Annotated in this window: 18 protein-coding genes; 14 read left to right on the top strand and 4 right to left on the bottom strand. The window is 65.1% G+C overall.

Going from position 1 to position 19169, the window contains the following annotated elements; all coding sequences use genetic code 11:
- Position 1: 1 nt before the first annotated feature.
- Positions 2-682: a heavy metal response regulator transcription factor gene (locus PO78_RS03505; RefSeq protein ID WP_043742050.1), complete on the bottom strand. Its 681-nt coding sequence runs from the start codon at positions 680-682 to the stop codon at positions 2-4.
- A gap of 187 nt (positions 683-869) precedes the next feature.
- On the opposite strand from PO78_RS03505, the gene PO78_RS03500 reads away from it, so the two are divergent.
- The 14 genes from PO78_RS03500 (at position 870) to PO78_RS03445 (ending at position 16056) form a co-directional block, all read left to right on the top strand.
- Positions 870-1316: a hypothetical protein gene (locus PO78_RS03500; protein ID WP_043742048.1), complete on the top strand. Its 447-nt coding sequence runs from the start codon at positions 870-872 to the stop codon at positions 1314-1316.
- A 64-nt stretch (positions 1317-1380) separates the two neighbouring features.
- On the top strand, positions 1381-1689 hold the full coding sequence (locus tag PO78_RS22125) for a hydrolase (protein WP_082047686.1): 309 nt from the start codon (positions 1381-1383) through the stop codon (positions 1687-1689).
- Complete coding sequence (locus tag PO78_RS03495) at positions 1686-3095, top strand: TolC family protein (RefSeq protein WP_043742046.1); 1410 nt, start codon at positions 1686-1688, stop codon at positions 3093-3095. The genes PO78_RS22125 and PO78_RS03495 overlap by 4 nt, the downstream gene beginning before the upstream one ends.
- Before the next feature lie 17 nt (positions 3096-3112).
- A complete protein-coding gene (locus PO78_RS03490; RefSeq protein ID WP_043742044.1) occupies positions 3113-4516 on the top strand; it encodes a multicopper oxidase family protein in 1404 nt (467 codons plus the stop codon).
- A gap of 68 nt (positions 4517-4584) precedes the next feature.
- Positions 4585-5088, top strand: a complete 504-nt coding sequence (locus PO78_RS03485; RefSeq protein WP_043742040.1) for a cupredoxin domain-containing protein — start codon at positions 4585-4587, stop codon at positions 5086-5088.
- A 103-nt stretch (positions 5089-5191) separates the two neighbouring features.
- A complete protein-coding gene (locus PO78_RS03480; RefSeq protein WP_043742037.1) occupies positions 5192-5539 on the top strand; it encodes a copper-binding protein in 348 nt (115 codons plus the stop codon).
- A gap of 192 nt (positions 5540-5731) precedes the next feature.
- Entirely contained in the window at positions 5732-6979 is a 1248-nt protein-coding gene (locus tag PO78_RS03475) for a TolC family protein (protein WP_082047685.1), read from the top strand.
- A 14-nt stretch (positions 6980-6993) separates the two neighbouring features.
- Positions 6994-8532: an efflux RND transporter periplasmic adaptor subunit gene (locus PO78_RS03470; RefSeq protein ID WP_043742032.1), complete on the top strand. Its 1539-nt coding sequence runs from the start codon at positions 6994-6996 to the stop codon at positions 8530-8532.
- Between the two features lies 1 nt (position 8533).
- Positions 8534-11773, top strand: a complete 3240-nt coding sequence (locus PO78_RS03465; protein ID WP_269429716.1) for an efflux RND transporter permease subunit — start codon at positions 8534-8536, stop codon at positions 11771-11773.
- A 242-nt stretch (positions 11774-12015) separates the two neighbouring features.
- Positions 12016-12264 (top strand): DUF2933 domain-containing protein, encoded by a 249-nt coding sequence (locus PO78_RS22120; protein ID WP_012586265.1) that lies wholly within the window; start codon positions 12016-12018, stop codon positions 12262-12264.
- Position 12265: 1 nt separating this feature from the next.
- Entirely contained in the window at positions 12266-12664 is a 399-nt protein-coding gene (locus PO78_RS03460; RefSeq protein ID WP_004265696.1) for a c-type cytochrome, read from the top strand.
- Positions 12665-12688: 24 nt separating this feature from the next.
- Entirely contained in the window at positions 12689-15037 is a 2349-nt protein-coding gene (locus PO78_RS03455; RefSeq protein ID WP_043742027.1) for a heavy metal translocating P-type ATPase, read from the top strand.
- Between the two features lie 117 nt (positions 15038-15154).
- Entirely contained in the window at positions 15155-15409 is a 255-nt protein-coding gene (locus PO78_RS03450) for a DUF2933 domain-containing protein (protein ID WP_004265702.1), read from the top strand.
- Between the two features lie 17 nt (positions 15410-15426).
- On the top strand, positions 15427-16056 hold the full coding sequence (locus PO78_RS03445) for a methyltransferase family protein (protein ID WP_012586262.1): 630 nt from the start codon (positions 15427-15429) through the stop codon (positions 16054-16056).
- 223 nt (positions 16057-16279) lie between these two features.
- On the opposite strand, the gene copK is transcribed toward PO78_RS03445, so the two are convergent.
- The 3 genes from copK to tnpC all read right to left on the bottom strand — a co-directional run bounded on the left by copK (position 16280) and on the right by tnpC (position 19160).
- On the bottom strand, positions 16280-16558 hold the full coding sequence (copK, locus tag PO78_RS03440) for a periplasmic Cu(I)/Cu(II)-binding protein CopK (RefSeq protein WP_004265708.1): 279 nt from the start codon (positions 16556-16558) through the stop codon (positions 16280-16282).
- A gap of 112 nt (positions 16559-16670) precedes the next feature.
- Positions 16671-17066 carry a CzcE family metal-binding protein gene (locus tag PO78_RS03435; RefSeq protein WP_043742024.1) on the bottom strand — a complete coding sequence of 132 codons (396 nt, stop codon included), beginning with the start codon at positions 17064-17066 and terminating at the stop codon, positions 16671-16673.
- A 474-nt stretch (positions 17067-17540) separates the two neighbouring features.
- Positions 17541-19160: an IS66 family transposase gene (gene tnpC / locus PO78_RS03430; protein WP_043742004.1), complete on the bottom strand. Its 1620-nt coding sequence runs from the start codon at positions 19158-19160 to the stop codon at positions 17541-17543.
- Positions 19161-19169: the final 9 nt, after the last annotated feature.

Genomic DNA, 19169 nt, shown 5'->3' with positions numbered 1-19169 from the left:
GTTAGCTCGGCTCCATCGCTTCGAGCACGTAGCCCATGCCGCGCACGGTGCGGATCAGCTTGGGCTCGAAGGGGTCGTCGACTTTCACCCGTAGCCTGCGCACTGCGACCTCGATCACGTTGGTGTCACTGTCGAAGTTCATATCCCACACCTGCGAAGCGATCAGGGAGCGCGGCAACACTTCACCTTTGCGGCGCAGCAGCAGTTCCAGCAGGGCAAACTCCTTGGCGGTCAGATCGATACGCTGCCCGCATCGGTTCACCCGGCGGCGAAGCAAATCGAGCTCCAGGTTCGCTGAGCGCAGGGTCTCCGGTTCGTGGTTTCTTCCCCTGCGCAGCAGCGTGCGAACGCGCGCGAGAAACTCGGAAAACGCGAAGGGCTTGACCAGGTAATCGTCGGCGCCGAGCTCAAGACCACGGACCCGATCCTCAACTTGGTCACGGGCAGTCAGGAACAACACGGGGGTCTCACGACTGCTGCGACGCAGTGTTTGCAGGATGCCCCAGCCGTCCAGCCTTGGCAGCATCACGTCCAGCACGACGAGGTCGTAGTCGCCGTTGAGCGCGAGGTGAAGCCCATCGAGGCCGTCCCGCGCCAGGTCGACGACAAAGCCAGCCTCCATCAGCCCCTGGCGCAGGTAATCGCCGGTCTTGATCTCGTCTTCAACGATCAGAATTTTCATGGATGTACTCCTACACGTTTCGTGCTGCGTGTGCCAATTCTGCCCCTTGGGTCCGGACAGCACGCGGGATTACAGAAATGTAATTTCCAGGTCAGGCCGACGACAGGCAGACGAGCGCAAGATGGCTTGCGTGGCACGACATTCCGTATCGCAACGGATTCACACCGCAACCACTGGGAGATCGATCATGAAACACTGGCTGTATCGTTTCGGCCGGCTCTTGCCGGTCGTCACACTGGTCGGGGCCATGTATGGCAGTCCGGTCGTCGCACAATCGACGGATCAGGCGCAGGCGTGGCCGCCGGCATCGAGCGTCCCCGCACTTCAGGCGCGGATGAAGTCGATCCGTGAAGCGACCGACCCGGAACACCGCATGGCCATGATGGAAGAGCAGATCAAGGCCTTGGAGGCTGCATCGCAGGGCGCGCTGTCTGGATGCCCGATGATGGATGGGCAGATGATGAAGGGACGCGGGCCGGGTGCTGGTCCCGCACCGGGCACGGGACCGATGGGCGGCATGATGATGGATCCCAAGCTCATGCAGGAGCATATGAAGATGATGCAACAGCACATGAGCATGATGAAAAACATGATGAAGATGCACCCGGCTGCTACACCGGCTGCGCCCAACTGAGCGCCCAGGTACGGGGCGGCCTGTTCGTCCGCGTCTTCACAAGACCAATAGAGAGACAATCCCCATGCAGAGACGAATCTTTCACTTTGGAGGAGGGTTGGTCGTCGCCTGCGCGCTCGCGTCGGGCGCGCAGGCCGAGACCTCCACGCCACTGAGTCCCGCCGGCAATGAGCCTGCCGAGACCCGGCCCGCGGCAGCGGGCGCACAGACCGAGGCACACGCCCTACCAGTCTACCGCTCGAGCCTGAGCGAATATCGCCCCTATCGTGTCGATGAGCCCCTGCGCCCGTGGAAGGAAGCCAACGACGAAGTAGAGCGCCTGGGCGGCCAGGCGGGGCATCTCAAGCGTCCTTCGCAAGGAGGCGAGCGATGAAAGCAAGTCTCCCTGTATCGATGTTTGCAGCCACCCTGCTCACGGGGTGTGCCAGCGTCGCGATCGATCAGAACTTCGCCGAGGTTGAGCGTTTTGCTCGCGAGCAGACGGGTAGCGAAGTGCGCTGGCTGCGCTCCGACTCCGCGCGTGAAGCGATGCGCGGCGAGGTCGATCGCCTGCTCACACAGCCGTTGGCGATCGATGACGCGGTGCGCATCGCACTTGGCTACAGCCCAGCTTTCCAGACCCTGCTGGCGGAGGCCGCCGTAGCCTCGGCCGATGCGACCGGCTCGGCCCGGATCGCCAATCCGGTGTTCACGTTCGAGCGTCTGGTCCGCTCTGGCGCAGAGGGGAGGGAACTCGACATTGGTCGGTCACTCGGCATTTCGTTGTTCGATCTAATTTTCCTTCCCGCGCGCCTCGAACTGGCGGAGTTCCGTCAGCAGCAGAGTCGGTTGCAGTCCTCCATTGCTCTGTTGAACACCGTCACCGAAGTACGCCAGGCCTGGGTCGACGCGGTCGCCGCCAACCAGATCGCCCGCTACCGATCGGACGTCGCAAATGCTGCCGGTACGGCCGCCGAGCTTGCGCGCCGGATGCAGTCAACGGGCAACTTCAGTCGACTGCAACGCGCACGCGAACAGGCGCTGGCCGCCGAGGAAACCGCCAACCTGATCCGTGCCCGCCAGAACGCCACGTCCGCACGCGAGGCCCTGATCCAGCGTCTGGGCCTGACCCCCAGCCAGGCGCAAGCCCTGCGCTTGCCGGACCCGTTGCCGACCTTGCCCGAGACGCCGATGGACGAGACAACCGCGGGTGCCGCGCTGCTCGATAACCGGCTCGATGTACGCATCGCACGCACCGACCTTGATCGCACGGCGAAGAGCCTGGGCCTCACGCGCGTGACCAGCGTGGTCAACGGCCTGCATGTCGCAGGCGTGCGCAACAGCGAGACGGGCGAGTCGACGCAACGCGGCTTCGAGATCGAGTTGCCGCTGCCTCTGTTCGACTTTGGCGATGCCGCGCGCGCCGGCAGCGAGGCCCGCTATCTCTCGGCCTTCAACCGTACGCTCGAGGTCGCCCGCAATGCGAGCTCTCAGGTCCGGGTGGCCTACGATGGCTATCGCAGCGCCTACGACCTCGCTCGCCATTACCGCAACGAGGTCGTGCCGCTACATCAGAACATCACCGAAGAATCGGTGCTCCAGTACAACGGGATGCTGATCGGGGTGTTCGAACTCCTTGTCGCCGCACGTTCGCAATCGGCCAGTGTGGTCCGGGCAATTGAGGCCGAGCGCGATTTCTGGCGCGCCGATGCCGCACTCAAGGCTAGTCTGCTTGGCCAGCCAATCGCACCGCTCACCCTTCAATCGGGCATATCACCGGCTGAAGCCGGCGGCCACTGATCTTTCCGGAGACGCTCATGACCTCCCGACGCCGATTCCTCGCTGGGGCGGGCCTGCTGGCCGCTGCCGGAACTGTAAACCGGGCCGCGCTCGCGGCACTGCCCGAACCCGTGATTCAAACCAGTGCGGCCACCGCTGCCCCGCTGAGTCCGCCCAATGGTCGCCCGTACGACCCGATTGTCACGCTCAACGGCTGGACCGCCCCTTGGCGCATGCGCAACGGGGTGAAGGAGTTCCATCTGGTCGCCGAGCCGGTCGAGCGTGAGATCGCCCCCGGCATGGTCGCGCGGCTGTGGGGCTACAACGGCCAGTCGCCCGGGCCGACGATCGAGGTCGTCGAGGGCGACCGCGTGCGCATCTTCGTCACCAACCGCCTGCCCGAGCACACCACCATCCACTGGCACGGCCAGCGCCTGCCCAACGGCATGGACGGGGTCGGCGGCCTCAACCAGCCGCAGATCCCGCCGGGCAAGACCTTCGTCTATGAGTTCGTCGCCCGCCGCCCCGGCACCTTCATGTACCACCCGCACGCCGACGAGATGGTGCAGATGGCGATGGGCATGATGGGCATGTGGGTCACGCATCCGCGCGCGCCGCACCCGCACATCGCGGGCGTGGACCGCGACTTCTGCTTCCTGCTCAACGCCTACGACATCGAGCCCGGCAGCTACGTGCCCAAGATCAACACGATGCTCGACTTCAACCTGTGGACCTGGAACAGCCGCGCCTTTCCGGGCATCGACTCGCTCAATGTCAGGAAGGGCGACCGGGTGCGGGTGCGCATCGGCAACCTGACCATGACCAACCACCCGATCCACATCCACGGCCACGAGTTCGAGGTTACCGGCACCGACGGCGGGCCGACGCGGCCGGAGTCGCGCTGGCCCGAGGTCACCACCGACGTCGCCGTCGGCCAGATGCGCCAGATCGAGTTCATCGCCGACGAGGAGGGCGATTGGGCGATGCACTGCCACAAGTCGCACCACACCATGAACGCGATGGGGCACGACGTGCCGACCATGATCGGCGTCGACCATCGCGGCCTGGTCGAGGGCATCCAGAAGCTGGTGCCCGATTACATGCTGATGGGCGAGCGCGGCATGGCCGACATGGGCGAGATGGAGATGCCCCTGCCCGACAACACCCTGCCGATGATGACCGGGCAGGGGCCGTTCGGCGCCGTCGAGATGGGCGGCATGTTCACCGTGCTCAAGGTGCGCCGCGAGCAGCAGCGGGGCGACTACCGCGACCCTGGCTGGTTCCAGCATCCGAAGGGGACGGTGGCCTACGAGTGGACGGGCGCGGGCCTACCGGAGCCCGCGCGCAGAGACGAGGCCGGACGGTCGAGCATGCCGCGCACCGGACCCGAACAATCGATCGAAATGACGGTCCGCAAACCCACCGGCCATCAGGGCCACTGAGGCCAATCGTCCTGGTTCGAGCGAACCCGGACACCAACGAGATTCAACCAACAGAGATGGAGACAGCCATGAAAAATCGTCGTCGTTTTCTCGCCACTGGTCTTGCGGCCGGTGTGCTCGCCTTGCACCGCACAGCGTTCGCCCATGGCGGTGCCGAACACGCGCCCAAGCGTGCCGCCGAGGTACCCAAGGAGCAGCAGGCCTGGGGGATTGCGGGGGATGAGAAGGCAGTCTCGCGAACGATCCCGGTCGTGATGACCGATGAAATGCGCTTCGTGCCCGACCGGATCGAGGCGCGGCTCGGCGAGACGATCCGCTTCACCCACGAAAACCGGGGCGCCGTAATGCATGAGATGGTGATCGGCACGCCCAAGACACTGGCCGAGCATGCGGAGATGATGCAGCGCTTTCCCGAAATGGAACATGACGAGCCGTGGATGACGCACGTTGCCCCCGGTGGGAGTGGGGAAATGATCTGGACCTTCAACCGCGCCGGCGAGTTCCAGTTCGCGTGCCTGATTCCTGGCCATTTTGAGGCGGGAATGGTAGGTACGATCAAGGTCGTTGGCTGACAAAAATGTAATCCGTGCGTCAGCGTCCTGTCGGTGACGGCTTCGCATAATGATCCCGACTTTCGACATCTGCCTAGAGCCCAAAACACTGGAGAATCGCATCATGAAGAAGACCCTTGTTACCACCGCACTCCTGGCCATGCTCGGCAGTGCTGCGCCGGTGGCCTTTGCGCAGGCCGACCACGCGGCACATCACGATGGTGCGAGCGCGCCGGCCGAGGCCGAGACCAAACTGGCCGAGGGCACGGTCAAGAAGATCGACAAGTCGGCCGGCAAGCTCACCATTGCGCACGGCCCCCTGGAGTCGCTCGGCATGCCCGCGATGACCATGGTTTTCCGGGCGGCGGAGCCGGGCATGCTCGATCAAGTTAAGGCCGGCGACAAGATCCGCTTCGCGGTGGAGAAAGTTGGTGGTGCGCTGACAGTCACCGCCATCGAACCCGCTCAGTGACGCGTCTCCCATAGGCGCATCGTGTTCCAGTGTGGACATTCGCCCGGAGGTAGCCCTCCTGGGCGGGTGACCGGAACACGTGCGCCGAGTCGCCTGCCCATGATACCGACCGCAAGCCGGAACCCGTTCTCCATGAAATCCCCATTCGCAGTCGCAGCACGCCGTGTGCCACAACCTGCAGCGCTTGCGTTGATGCTCGCACTTATACTGGGAAGTGGTGGCGCCTACAGCCAACGCTCGCCCGACACTCCAACGCTCGGCTCGAGCCCCCAGGCGCTGATTGAATATGCGCGCCACAGCAACCCCGGCTTTGCCGCTGCCCGCGCGGAAGCGTCCGCAGCGCAGGAGCGCGTGACGCCCGCCGGTGCGCTGCCCGACCCGACGTTCGAGGTCGAGCTGATGGACGCCACCAACACCATGAGCGGGCGCTCGGCGTCGTTGCTGCCCGGCCAGGTGGGCGAGACCCGCTACCGCATCACCCAGCCGCTACCCGGGTGGGGCAAGCGCGAGCTGGCGGTGAAGGCCGCCGAAGCCCAGGCGACCCAGGCTGATGCGATGCGCGATACCTCCTGGGCTGAGCTCGCGGCAAAGATCGAGACGCTGTGGTTGCGCTACTACGCCGCCGACCGCGAACTCGTCCTCAACCGCGAGGGCTTGACCTTGCTGAAAAGCCTGGAGGAACTCAGCCTGGCCCGTTACGAGTTGGGTCTGCTGCCGCAGCAGGCGGTGCTGCGCATGCAGCGCGAAATCACTGCCCAGCGCCTCGCGCTCGTGGAGGTCGAACAGCGGCGCAAGGGGCTGGCAGCGGGGCTCAACGGCCTGCTCGGCCGGGCGCATGATGCGCCGCTCGCCACACCCGCAGATCCAGCCCCCTTGCCCGAGCAGCTGGAGGCGGGCGCCCTTTTTGAGTCGGCGGCGAGCGCTAATCCGGAAGTGAATGCCGCGACCTACGGCATCGATGTGGCGCGTGCCGAGCGCGAACGAACGTATCAGGAACGCTTGCCGGACTTCGCTGTTGGCGTGCGCAACAACCGTCCTGATGAAGGTAAGTCGTCCTGGGACGTGATGTTCGAGGTGATGATCCCGCTGCAGCAGTCCAGCCGTCGCGCCAAGGAGCGCGAAGCCGAATACATGCTGATGGCGGCCGAGGCGCGGCGGGAGGATGCCAAGGCGCGCGCATCCGGCGAACTGGGTATCGCCTGGTCGATGTACGCGCAGGGCCGCGAGACCTTGCGCCTGCTCGAACATACGCTGCTGCCGCAGGCCCAGGCCACCCGGGATGCAAGTCAGGCCGCGCTCAGCAGCGGCAAGGTCGACTTCGACAGCGTGATCGAAGCCGAGCGCCAGCTCATCGACATCCGGACTCAACGCTTGAAGACCGAGCTCGACACGCGCCTGGCGCTGACAGAAATCAAGAAACTGACAGGGGATCTGAAGTGAGCTCAGCCATTCGAATGACGGCGATCGCTGCGGGCGTGGCGATTGCCATAGGTGCGGGGTACTGGATTGCGCACCTGCAAAATGCTGGAAATCCAGTTCCGCTGATCACCGAAAGCCAGGCGCAAAGCGATAGCGCAGCCCCGGCCGACGGCGAACGCAAGATCCTCTACTACCGCAACCCGATGGGCCTGCCCGACACCTCGCCCGTGCCGAAGAAGGATTCGATGGGCATGGACTACATCCCCGTCTATGCCGACGACCAGCCGGACGACAGTGGCGCAGTGGTGGTCAGCCCCGCGCGCATCCAGACCCTGGGGGTGAAGACTGCCGAGGTTGAACTGCGCGCCGTGGATTCGGCGGTGCGCGCGAGCGGCCGGATTGAGCTCGACGAGCGCAGGCAGGTGGTGGTGGCACCGCGCTTCGAGGGCTGGATCGAGCGCCTGCATGTGAATGCGGTCGGCGACCCGGTGAAGAAGGGCCAGCCACTGTTCACCGCCTACAGCCCGGAACTGCAATCCACCGGCGAGGAACTGCGCATTGCCGAGCGCCTGGCCAGCCAGAACGCGGCCCATGATCCGCTGGCGAGCGAATCCGCCCGTCGGCTGGCCGAGGCGACCCGTGCGCGCCTGCGCAACCTGCAGGTGGCCGGCCAGGCCGGCGCGCGCCAGGTGTTCCACGCCCCGGCGAGCGGCGTGGTGCTGGAGAAGGAGGCCATCGAAGGCGGACGCTTCATGCCGGGCGAGGCACTGTTCCGCATCGCAGACCTGTCGAAGGTGTGGATCATCGCCGACGTCTTCGAGCAGGATCTCGCCCGCGTGCAGGTCGGCCAGAGCGCGCAGGTGACGCTCGAGGCCTATCCCGGTCGCGGCTTCGCGGCGCGGGTCGATTACCTCTATCCAACCCTCGACGCCGCCACGCGCAGCACCCGCGTGCGTCTGGAACTGGACAATCCGGAGGGCCTGTTGCGCCCAGGCATGTTCGCCCAGATCGCGCTGGCGGCAGGTGATGCCACCCCGAGGGTCGCCGTGCCGAGCTCGGCGATCATCGACGATGGCGAACGGCGGGTCGTGCTGATTGCGCTCGGCGAAGGCCGCTTCAAGCCGCAGCCAGTGAAGCTCGGCCAGCGCGGCCGGGATGTGGTCGAGGTGCTCGACGGCGTGGCGGCGGGTGATCGCGTGGTGGTTTCGGCCAACTTCCTGATCGACTCGGAGAGCCAGCTCAAGGCGGCACTCTCCAACCTGGTTGAGCCCGATGCCCGCGATCAGGCTCAAGCGAGCCCGACCCGTTACGAAGCGCAAGGGACGTTCGATGCGCTCGACGCCGAAGGCGGCAGCGTGACGATGACTCATGGCGAGATCCCGGCCCTCCAGTGGCCGGCGATGACCATGGACTTCAAGATTGCCGATCCGGCGCTGGTGAAGAGCATCGCCCCAGGCTCGCCGGTGCGGTTCGTCTTCGAGGCGGGTGAGCCAGGCGAGTACATCATCACAGGCATCGAGCCGGTTGCAGGCACTGCGCCTGCACCGAGCGCCGGCGGTCACGGGGGGCACTGAGATGCATGCCCCTGTGACAGACTCTTCGAACGTCGTGCCAACCGACGCGGCAGCCAGACCGGCAGCACCCGGCCTGCTCGACCGCGTCATCGACTGGTCGGCACGCAACGTCTTCCTCGTCCTGCTGGCCACGCTGTTCCTGATTGGCGGTGGCCTCTACGCGGTCAAGCACACGCCGCTCGACGCGCTGCCTGACCTGTCCGACGTGCAGGTGATCGTCTACACCGATTACCCCGGCCAGGCGCCGCAGGTAGTCGAGGATCAGGTCACCTATCCGCTCACCACCTCCATGCTGGCGGTGCCGCGCGCGAAGGTGGTGCGCGGCTTCTCGATGTTCGGCGCGTCCTACGTGTATGTGATCTTCGAGGACGGCACCGACATCTACTGGGCGCGCTCGCGCGTGCTCGAGTACCTGAGTTCGGCCGCCGGCCGCCTGCCGCAGGGCGTGGCGCCGCAGATCGGGCCGGACGCGACCGGCGTGGGCTGGGTCTACCAATATGCCGTGCTCGGCAAGGACATGAGCCTGGCCGACACGCGCAGCCTGCAGGACTGGTACGTGCGCTACCAGCTCACCAAGGCGCAGGGCGTGTCGGAAGTCGCCAGCATCGGTGGCTTCGTGCGCGAGTACCAGGTCACCGTCGATCCGCTGCGCCTCGCGGGCTACGGCATCACGCTCGACCAGGTCACGCAAGCCATCCGCGCCTCCAACCGCGACGTCGGCGGCCGCGTGCTGGAACTCGCCGAGAAGGAGTACATGGTGCGCGGGCGCGGCTACCTGCGCAGCGTGGATGACATCTCCGACATCGTGTTGAAGGCCGAGCGCGGCACGCCGGTGCGGGTGGGCGACGTCGCCCGCGTCGAACTGGTGCCGGCCGAGCGGCGCGGCATCACCGAGTTGAACGGCGAGGGCGAGGTCGCCTCCGGCATCGTGATGGCGCGCTTCGGCCAGAACGCGCTCGACGTGATCGCCAACGTCAAGGCCAAGATCGCCGAGATCACGCCCGGGCTGCCTGCGGGCGCCGAGATCGTGCCGGTCTATGACCGCTCCGAGCTCATCGAGCGCGCGATCGGCAACCTCAAGTGGACGCTGCTCGAGGAGAGCCTGATCGTCGCCGCCGTGTGCATCGTCTTCCTGCTCCATGTGCGCAGCGCGCTGGTGGCGATCATCACGCTGCCGCTCGGCATCCTGTTCGCCTTCATCGCCATGCGCTCGCTCGGCCTGGGCTCCAACATCATGAGTCTGGGCGGCATCGCAATCGCGATCGGGGCGATGGTCGATGCGGCGATCGTGATGATCGAGAACGCGCACAAGCACATCGAGCGCCTGCCCGCAGGGGCGGACCAGAAGGCGCGCGGCGCCGCGATCGTGCTGGCCTGCAAGGAGGTCGGGCCGGCGCTGTTCTTCTCGCTGCTGATCATCACCGTGTCCTTCCTGCCGGTGTTCGCGCTCGAGGGGCAGGAGGGCCGGCTGTTCTCGCCGCTCGCCTTCACCAAGACCTTCGCCATGGCCGGCGCCGCGCTGCTGTCGGTGACCCTGGTGCCGGTGCTGATGCTGTTCTTCGTGCGCGGGCGAATCCTGCCCGAGGCGAAGAACCCGGTGAACCGGCTGCTGATCTGGCTGTACCGGCCGATCATCCAGGGCGTGCTGCGCTTCAAGCTGGTGACGCTGCTGCTCGCGGTGCTGGCGATGGCCGCCACCATCGTGCCCGCGCGCCAGATCGGCTCGGAGTTCATGCCGACGCTCAACGAAGGCACGCTGTTCTACATGCCGGCGGCGCTGCCGGGCATGTCGGTGACCGAGGCCGGGCGCCTGCTTGCGACGACGAACCGCATCATCAAGACCTTCCCCGAGGTCGAGTCGGTCTATGGCAAGGCTGGCCGCGCCAACACCGCGACCGACCCGGCACCGCTCGAGATGTTTGAGACGGTCATCAACCTCAAGCCGCAGGACCAGTGGCGCCCCGGCATGACCACCGACAAGCTGATCGCCGAGATGGACGCCGCGCTCAAGTTCCCCGGCCTGGCCAACTCGTGGACCATGCCGATCAAGGCGCGCATCGACATGTTGAGCACCGGCATTCGCACCCCGGTGGGGGTGAAGGTCTTCGGCAAGGACCTGGAGACGCTGGAGAAGGTGGCGCAGGCGGTGGAAGGGGCGGTGCGCAAGGTGCCGGGTGCGAGCAGCGCCTACGCCGAGCGCGTGGCCGGCGGCTACTACGTGGACATCGTGCCGCGCCGCGACCAGCTCGCGCGCTACGGGCTCACCATCGACATGGTGCAGGACGTGATCGCCACCGCACTCGGCGGCGAGATGGTGACGACCACGGTCGAGGGCCTGGAGCGCTACGGCGTGTCGGTGCGCTATGCGCGCGGCCTGCGCGACGACCCGGCGCGGCTTGCCTCGGACGTCTATGTTCCCACCATGAACGGGCCGATCCCACTTGGCCAGCTCGCCGAGGTGAAGCTGACGCGCGGCGCCCCGGGCATCCGCACCGAGAACGCGCTGCTGGCGGCCTACGTGTATGTCGATACCCGCGAGGCCGACCTCGGCGCCTTCGTCAAGCGCGCGCAGCAGGCGGTGGCCGAGGAAGTCGCATTCCCGCAGGGCTACTACGCCACCTGGAGCGGCCAGTTCGAGAACATGGAGCGCGCCAAGGAGAAGATGAAGATCGTGGTGCCGGTGACGCTGGCACTCATTTTCGTACTGCTGTACCTCAACTTCCGGCGGCTGACCGAGACGCTGATCGTGATGCTGTCGGTGCCTTTCGCGCTGGTGGGCGGGGTGTGGCTGATGTGGTGGCTGGGCTACCAGATGAGCGTGGCGGTGGCGGTGGGCTTCATCGCCCTCGCCGGGGTGGCGGCGGAGACGGGCGTGATCATGCTGATCTACCTCGACCATGCGTGGAAGGCCGTTTGCGAGCGCAGGCAGGCCGAAGGCCGCGAGGCGGGTGTCGCCGATCTCTACGAGGCGATCATGGAAGGCGCGGTGGAGCGCGTGCGGCCGAAGATGATGACCGTGGTCGCGATCATGGCCGGCCTGTTGCCGATCATGTGGAGCACCGGTACCGGCGCCGAGGTCATGAGCCGCATTGCCGCGCCGATGGTGGGCGGCATGGTGTCCTCGACGGTACTAACGCTGGCGGTGATTCCGGCGCTGTATGCGCTGGTCAAGCAGTGGGAGTTGCGCCGCAGCGCCAAGACAGCACCCGCGCAGGCGCTGGTCACGGTGTCGAATTTGTAATGCACCGGTCAGCGGCGCGACAGCATCGGGGGCGTAGCCTGTTTCCAAGGCCCCGTTCCCGAGGCCGCCGCTGAACGTGACGAGGAGCATTGCGATGCTTGCCTGGCTGAAATCCCTCTGGCAATCCTTCAGGAATTGGTGTCGCGAGAACGAGCGAGCCCACCGGGATGCCCCGCTCTCGCCGTGCTGCTCGAAGCCGCCCGCAGCCGTTCGCCATTCGCCGACCCGCAAGGTATGAAGCCATGAACACAAAGCCTGCTCATGATCCTGGACTCCCTCGATCTGTCGCCTGGTATCGCTCCCCCGGCGTCATCGCCGGCCTGATGCTGGCGGCGATCGCACTGTTCTTCCTGTTGCGCGAACACTGGGCGCATGTGTCGGGCAACTGGGTGTATCTGATCCTGTTGCTGTGTCCCCTGATGCACCTGTTTGGCCATGGAGGACATCACGGCGGGCACCGCAGCAACGACACCGATTCGGAGAAGCGCTGAGATGTCGATGACAGGGGCGTGCCTTGGCCGTGGCGTCGTCATCGCGGCGCTTTCGGGCGTCTTGATTTCGAGCGCAGCGGCGCAAGGCTGGAAGATCCCGCAGCCCTCTCCGGGGCTGATGCCCAATCCGGCGCAAGGAAAGGGACTCTACGCACAGCACTGTGCCGCTTGCCATGGGACCGACCTCAAGGGCTCGGACAAGGGGCCGCCCATGCTCCATAAGGTCTACGAACCCAGTCATCACGCCGATATCGCCTTTCAGTTGGCGGTAGCGAACGGTGTGCGCGCCCACCACTGGCAGTTCGGCGACATGGCACCTGTTCCCGGCCTGACGTCGGACGAGGTCGCTCATGTCACGGCATTCATCCGTGGTGAACAGCGCAAGGTCGGCATTCGATAACAACAAACGCCGGGGAGAAGCATCATGACCCACGAACATTCGCAGGGTGGCCATTCCGGCCACACTCATCGCCACGATCATGCATCGACAGGCAATGACACCGATCCGGTCTGCGGCATGACGGTAAAGCCCGACTCTCCGTATCGGGTCATTCACGCCGGACACGAATACCGGTTCTGCAGTGCGAAGTGCCAAGGCAAGTTCGAGACTGATCCGGCGCGGTATCTGGCACCGGAGACAAGTCAGCCGTCAACGGAACCCGCACCGGTGCCCGGCACGGAGTACACCTGCCCGATGCATCCGGAGATCCGCCAGATTGGACCGGGCACCTGCCCGAAATGCGGTATGACACTCGAGCCGGTGATGCCGGGTCTTGAGGATGAGGACAATCCCGAGCTCGTCGATTTCCGCCGCCGCTTCTGGTGGACGCTGCCGCTGACGGTGATCGTCACCGCGATCGCCATGTCCGGTGGCGTCTTCGATCCGATGCTGGGTGCGGCGCGCCCCTGGGTCGAGCTGGCCCTGGCGACACCGGTCGTGCTCTGGTCCGGTTGGCCGTTCTTCGTGCGCTGCGCGCAGTCGATCGGCAACCGCAGCCCGAACATGTGGACGCTGATTGGACTGGGAGTTGGGGCGGCCTATGTATATAGCGTCGTCGCTACGGTTGCGCCCGAAGTGTTTCCGGCCTCTTTCCGCATGGGCGAACACGTGGCGGTGTATTTCGAGGCAGCAGCGGTGATCATCTCGCTGACGCTGCTCGGCCAGGTGCTGGAGCTGAAGGCGCGCTCGGAGACCGGCGCCGCGATCAAGGCGCTGCTCGGCCTCGCGCCCAAGACCGCGCGGCGCATTCGCGCGGATGGCACCGAAGAGGATATCCCGCTGACCCACGTCCATCCTGGCGACCGGTTGCGCATTCGTCCGGGCGAAAAGGTGCCCGTCGATGGTTCCGTTGACGAAGGCGAAAGCGCGGTCGATGAATCGATGCTGACCGGCGAGCCGATCCCGGTGACCAAGCGCCCCGGGGACAAGGTGATCGGCGCCACGCTCAACACCAGTGGAGCGCTGGTCATGGTCGCCGAGAAGATCGGCGCACAGACCATGCTGTCGCAGATCGTGCAGATGGTCGCGCAGGCTCAGCGTTCGCGCGCGCCGATGCAACGCCTGGCGGATGTCGTCGCGGGCTGGTTCGTCATCGTCGTCGTGCTCATCGCCCTCACCACGTTCGTGGTGTGGGGACTCTTCGGACCCCAGCCGAGCTGGGCCTACGGCCTCATCAACGCGGTGGCGGTGCTGATCATCGCCTGCCCCTGCGCATTGGGCCTGGCCACGCCGATGTCGGTGATGGTCGCGACCGGCAAGGCAGCCACCCAGGGCGTGCTGTTTCGCGATGCGGCGGCGATCGAGTCGCTGCGCAAGGTCGACACCCTGATCGTGGACAAGACCGGCACCCTGACCGAAGGACGCCCCGCCTTCCATAGTGTGGTGGCGGCGCCGGGCGGGACGGAGGCCGACGTGCTTCGCATCGCAGCCAGCCTCGATCAGGGCAGCGAGCACCCACTCGCCCAGGCCATCGTGACCGAGGCCCGCGCGCGCGGTCTGGCGCTCAGCACACCGGACACCTTCGAATCCTCTTCCGGCATCGGCGTGCGCGGTACAGTCGATGGCCAACGTGTGGTTCTGGGGAACACCGCCCTGATGGACGATGAGCGCATCGATTGGCGCGGGCTCGCGGAACGCGCCGAGGCTCTGCGCCTTGAGGGCGCAAGCGTGATGTACCTCGCCGCAGAGGGCGTGCTCGTCGGCCTCATCGCCGTTGCCGACCCGATCAAGGCTTCGACCCCGGAAGCGCTCGATGCGCTGCGGGCGAGCGGGCTCAGGATCATCATGGCCACGGGCGACGGTCTCACCACGGCGCGCGCGGTCGGTGCACGCCTGGGCATCGACGAGGTCTATGGCGAAGTGAAGCCCGCCGACAAGAATGAGCTCGTCGGCAAACTGCAGGCCGAGGGGCACATCGTCGCCATGGCCGGCGACGGCATCAATGACGCGCCGGCGCTCGCGCGCGCGAATGTGGGTATCGCGATGGGCACGGGGACCGATGTCGCGATGAACAGTGCCCATCTGACCCTTGTCAAGGGTGATCTCCGGGGCATCGCCACCGCACGCAGCATCTCCGTCGCCACCGTGCGCAACATGCACCAGAACCTCGTGTTCGCCTTCCTGTACAACGCAGCGGGTGTGCCGATCGCGGCTGGGGTGCTCTATCCAGCGTTCGGACTGCTTCTTTCACCCCTGATTGCCGCCCTGGCGATGAGCTTCAGTTCGGCGTCCGTGGTCGGCAACGCGTTGCGCCTCGGACGGAAAAGGATCTGATCGACCTCAATCCGCCCGCACGGAAAGCTGGGCAGACGAACTGCGTGACGGGTACTTCGTTCGTTGGGAGGCATGCCGGCGTCAGCGTGTCGATGTTTGCGCACAAGGAGCTGTCTCATGAAAGCCGAGACGGAAGCCGAGCCCCGTCCATCCGGTCGGGCTGAATCGAACTTAAGGGTTCGCCGCGTATTTCCGGTCTTCGTCGTACTGGCGGCCGTTCTCCTTATCGCCGAGCACCGGCTCCATGTGCTCGGCTACCTACCGTGGCTCATCTTGCTTGCGTGCCCCCTGATGCACGTCTTCATGCATCGCGGTCACGGCCACAAGAGAAAACGAACGCCGGCTGAAGACCAAGGTAACCATGATGCGTGATGCCACGGGAGATCGAGATGAGTGAGACGTCGAGTTACGGCTTGTGGTCACTGGTTATCATCAACTCGCTGTTCTTCATCGCCTTCGCATTCAGCTTCACGCGTCCCCGCACAAGCCAGGACTGGCGATCCTTGGGCGCTTACTCGGCCTTCATCCTCGCGCTCTTCACCGAGATGTACGGCTTTCCGTTGACGATCTACCTGCTCTCGGGGTGGCTGTCTTCGAAATTTCCGGGAATCGATTTTTTTGCCCACGACTCGGGGCACCTCTTGGAGGTGATGTTCGGATGGAGCAGTAACCCGCACTTCGGCCCGTTTCACCTCTTGAGCACGGTGTTCATCGTCGGTGGCTTCTGGCTCTTGGCAAAGGCCTGGCCCGTACTCCTCGAGGCTCAGCGCACCCGCCGCGTCGCCGACAGTGGCCCGTACGCACGCATTCGACACCCGCAATACGTCGCTTTCGTTCTGGTCATGTTCGGCTTTTTGCTGCAATGGCCGACCTTGATCACGCTGATCATGTTCCCGGTTCTGTTGATCGTGTACGCCAGGCTCGCCCGCCGGGAAGAACTCGATGCGATCGAGGCATTCGGTGATGCCTATCGCTCATACCGCGACCGCACGCCGGCGTTCATTCCTCGCCTGCGGTAGTTCGACGGATCGTTTGGTCCAGAGCGCCGCTTGCGAAGTAGAGGGAGATGCCGACGCGCAGATTCCTCATTGCCTGCAAGCAAGGCGCCTTTGAGTTTGGGGCACCATGCATGCGCGCGGGGCAGAGTGAGTTTGATCAATCAAACCCGCCGATCCTGAAAAAGGTCGACAGAAAAGCCCCCGGGATCGACACCGGGGGCAAGTTCATCCTGAAACGTGCGAATCAGTTACGGGTGTCGTGGCGAAGGATGCTGTCGAGACGCATGACCTCGTCGCCGTGCATCATGATCTTCTGTCCATCCTTGGTCTCCATCACTTCGCCGTGTTTCATCCTCACCGCACGGCCCATCTTGTCCTCCATGCCCATTTTCCCATCCTTGAAGATGTAGACCGTCGAGCCATCCTTCATGGGGATGGACTTTTCGACCCGCTCGACATCGACCGCGAAGGCCGATGTGGTGGCAATCCCAAGTGCCGCGACCATCAGTGCTTTCTTCAACATGCTCGTCTCCTTGAATCAACTACAAATAATTGCTGAACATTGCATCAGGCCTCTTCCATGGAAGTTTGCCCGATGCCTTACCCGCCTTGGTTCCTGGGGAAGCTTGGTGCTATCAGGAGCCGCTGCGGTAAAGGGGGCTTTCTTCGAGATAGACAGTCACCTTGTCGCCCCCTTGGACCACCTTCGAAAGCGGAAAGCTGTTTGTGCCGAGGGTGTCGAAGGTCCAGTTGATCGTCTTGTCACCGACCTTCAGGGCAACCGTCTCGAGCCGCGTGACGTTGATGTAGCGCGTGTCCGCATTGACGATCACGGTGCGGGAGGGCGTGGCGTTGCTCGCGTAGCCATATGTGGCCAGCTCTCGCTCAGTCGGGCTCGAAGCGCGTGCCTGGACATGCTCGAGCCAGTGCAGCGCACCGCCCTCGGAATAGTCCTCGTGTGCGAACGCAGCGGAAGATCCAAGGGTGCTGATGGCCGAGACGGCGAGAACGGCGATGATCGACTTTTTCATGATGGCTCCTTGTCCGGTTGTCCAGATTGGCTGCTCGTGCTTGAGTAACCATGGACCCCATCATAGGAGCCGACTACTGACAGGTCGGTGACCCGGCAATTACAGTTCGGTCATGATGATGTAATCCGATTATCAGGGTTGGATGAGTCGGAATATCAACCCTCGACGGCGCCTCCTTCCGACCGGCCGACTTCAGTCGGCGGGCCACTGAGCGACCAGCATTCGCCCTTGAGCACCTTCACGACCCCATGCACGACCCGGCCGAGGATGCGCCCACGGCGGCTGCGTGGAGCTGCCGTGGGGCTGAACGATGCAGTCGCTGCGACGACCGCATCGTTCAGGCGAGGGAACTCAGAACATGTGGCTCACACCAAACTCGACGGTGGACACCGACTTACCGGCGGTGATGGCCAGATTCTCGCGGAAGTTGAACCGCGTCGTCGTATGTAAGCGGTAACCGAGCGGCGTTCTTGCCTACTTCGAGCGCGGGTGGAGATCGGATCGAAGCGGATTGGCCGCGAAGTGTTGCTTCCACAGCCTTGGGGTGAGTTGCGCGACATCGGCGGCAGGGTGCTGGCCGACGCGCTGGAGCACATCGACCAGATAGGCATAGGGGTCGATGTCGTGCAGGCGACAGGTGGCGATCAGGCTCTGCGCGATCCCCACGTATTTCGCGCCGACCTCGGTCCAGCAGAAGAGCCAGTTGCGGCGGCCCATCGGCACTACGCGTAGCGCCCGCTCGAGGTGGTTGGTGTCGATCGGCACCTCGGGGTCGGCGAGGTAGACCTCGAGGGCGGCCCGGCGCTCACGCACGTAGGCCAGGGCAGTGGTCAGCGGTGAGCTCGGCAGTAGCCCCTGGGATTCGAATTGGGCGCCGACCCAGTCGAAGAACCGGTCGACCATCGGCTTGGCCTGGGCGAGCCGGTATGCGCGGCGTGCCTCGCCGATGAGTTGTGCCTCACGGATGTGCTGCTCTACCGCGTAGAGCTGGCCGATCATCTCCAATGCCTGCGTCGCCCGTTCGGGCTCGATCGACTGGGCCTCGAAGAATTTTCTTCTCGAGTGCGCCCAGCATTGCGCGCGCGTGAGCCCGCATTTTTGTGCGTAACGTTCGTAGGCCGCGTAGCCGTCGGTGAGCAGCACCGCCCCCTCGGGCGGTGGGTCGGTCCCCAGGGTCTGCGCAATGTGTTTGCCACTACGCCCCTCGTGATAGGCGAAGCAGATTTCGTCGCGCTCGCCATACACCGGCCAGAAGTAGCCGCCCTTCATCTTCCCCGGGCCGGCGCGCCCGGCCTTGATCGGGGTCTCGTCCATCGCCTTGATGCGACTTGCGCGGATCGAGTCGAACTGGGCCGTAAAGACCGGCTCGAGCAGCGCGAGCGCCGCGTGGGTGAGCTGCGTGAGCCACGGGCGCGAGACCCGGATGCCGTTGTCCCCGAGCCGCTGATGCTGGCGGTACAGCGGCTGGTGGTAGCAGAACTTGTCGGTGATGAGCCCGGCGATGAAGCTCACGTCGGCGCGGCTACCGTCGATCACCCCGGCGGGGGCCGCCGGGCAGTGGATCGTCTGCGTGTCGCGGCGCTTGATGACCGGGCGCACGTACTTGAGGATCACGTAGCTGCCCGGGCGCTGCGCCAGGCGGTGGCTGACCTTCTCGCCGATCACCTCGAACTGCTCGGCGGTGAGGCCCTCGATCTCGGGGTTGGCGAGCGTGATGGTCTCGACCGGGACGCGCGTCTCGTCGAAGAACAGCGCCGATTCGTCCTTGCTCTGGGCGAAGTCGGTGTGCGAGGCACGACGGGTGTGTCCGGCTACGCTCTTGCCTGGGGAGACGGGCTGCGTGTCGGGGATCGGCAACTCACCCAGATGCATCTGCGTCGGGTCGGGTGAAACCACGCGCTTCTCGCTCTTCTGGCCGAAGAGCTGGCGGCGGAACCACTCGAGCTGATGCTTGAGCGCCGCAAACTCGAGGCGCATCGCATCCATGTCGCGCTGCAAGGCGACGTTCGCCTGCGCCAGTCCGACGATCTGCTCGGGCGCCCACTGGGCGGCCTCGGCAAGGGTCGGAACGGGGGTGCAGTGCGGTGCGGACATGGCACAGAT

It is taken from the genome of Thauera sp. SWB20 (genome assembly GCF_000831325.1).
GTDB lineage: Bacteria > Pseudomonadota > Gammaproteobacteria > Burkholderiales > Rhodocyclaceae > Thauera > Thauera aminoaromatica.
This window is presented reverse-complemented; position numbering and strand designations above follow the sequence as displayed.

Excerpts from the sequence above, each read along its gene's own strand:
- PO78_RS03505 (WP_043742050.1), bottom strand. The coding sequence starts at position 682 with ATGAAAATTCTGATCGTTGAAGACGAGATCAAGACCGGCGATTACCTG.
- PO78_RS03500 (WP_043742048.1), top strand. The coding sequence starts at position 870 with ATGAAACACTGGCTGTATCGTTTCGGCCGGCTCTTGCCGGTCGTCACA.
- PO78_RS22125 (WP_082047686.1), top strand. The coding sequence starts at position 1,381 with ATGCAGAGACGAATCTTTCACTTTGGAGGAGGGTTGGTCGTCGCCTGC.
- PO78_RS03495 (WP_043742046.1), top strand. The coding sequence starts at position 1,686 with ATGAAAGCAAGTCTCCCTGTATCGATGTTTGCAGCCACCCTGCTCACG.
- PO78_RS03490 (WP_043742044.1), top strand. The coding sequence starts at position 3,113 with ATGACCTCCCGACGCCGATTCCTCGCTGGGGCGGGCCTGCTGGCCGCT.
- PO78_RS03485 (WP_043742040.1), top strand. The coding sequence starts at position 4,585 with ATGAAAAATCGTCGTCGTTTTCTCGCCACTGGTCTTGCGGCCGGTGTG.
- PO78_RS03480 (WP_043742037.1), top strand. The coding sequence starts at position 5,192 with ATGAAGAAGACCCTTGTTACCACCGCACTCCTGGCCATGCTCGGCAGT.
- PO78_RS03475 (WP_082047685.1), top strand. The coding sequence starts at position 5,732 with ATGCTCGCACTTATACTGGGAAGTGGTGGCGCCTACAGCCAACGCTCG.
- PO78_RS03470 (WP_043742032.1), top strand. The coding sequence starts at position 6,994 with ATGACGGCGATCGCTGCGGGCGTGGCGATTGCCATAGGTGCGGGGTAC.
- PO78_RS03465 (WP_269429716.1), top strand. The coding sequence starts at position 8,534 with ATGCATGCCCCTGTGACAGACTCTTCGAACGTCGTGCCAACCGACGCG.
- PO78_RS22120 (WP_012586265.1), top strand. The coding sequence starts at position 12,016 with ATGAACACAAAGCCTGCTCATGATCCTGGACTCCCTCGATCTGTCGCC.
- PO78_RS03460 (WP_004265696.1), top strand. The coding sequence starts at position 12,266 with ATGTCGATGACAGGGGCGTGCCTTGGCCGTGGCGTCGTCATCGCGGCG.
- PO78_RS03455 (WP_043742027.1), top strand. The coding sequence starts at position 12,689 with ATGACCCACGAACATTCGCAGGGTGGCCATTCCGGCCACACTCATCGC.
- PO78_RS03450 (WP_004265702.1), top strand. The coding sequence starts at position 15,155 with ATGAAAGCCGAGACGGAAGCCGAGCCCCGTCCATCCGGTCGGGCTGAA.
- PO78_RS03445 (WP_012586262.1), top strand. The coding sequence starts at position 15,427 with ATGAGTGAGACGTCGAGTTACGGCTTGTGGTCACTGGTTATCATCAAC.
- copK (WP_004265708.1), bottom strand. The coding sequence starts at position 16,558 with ATGTTGAAGAAAGCACTGATGGTCGCGGCACTTGGGATTGCCACCACA.
- PO78_RS03435 (WP_043742024.1), bottom strand. The coding sequence starts at position 17,066 with ATGAAAAAGTCGATCATCGCCGTTCTCGCCGTCTCGGCCATCAGCACC.
- tnpC (WP_043742004.1), bottom strand. The coding sequence starts at position 19,160 with ATGTCCGCACCGCACTGCACCCCCGTTCCGACCCTTGCCGAGGCCGCC.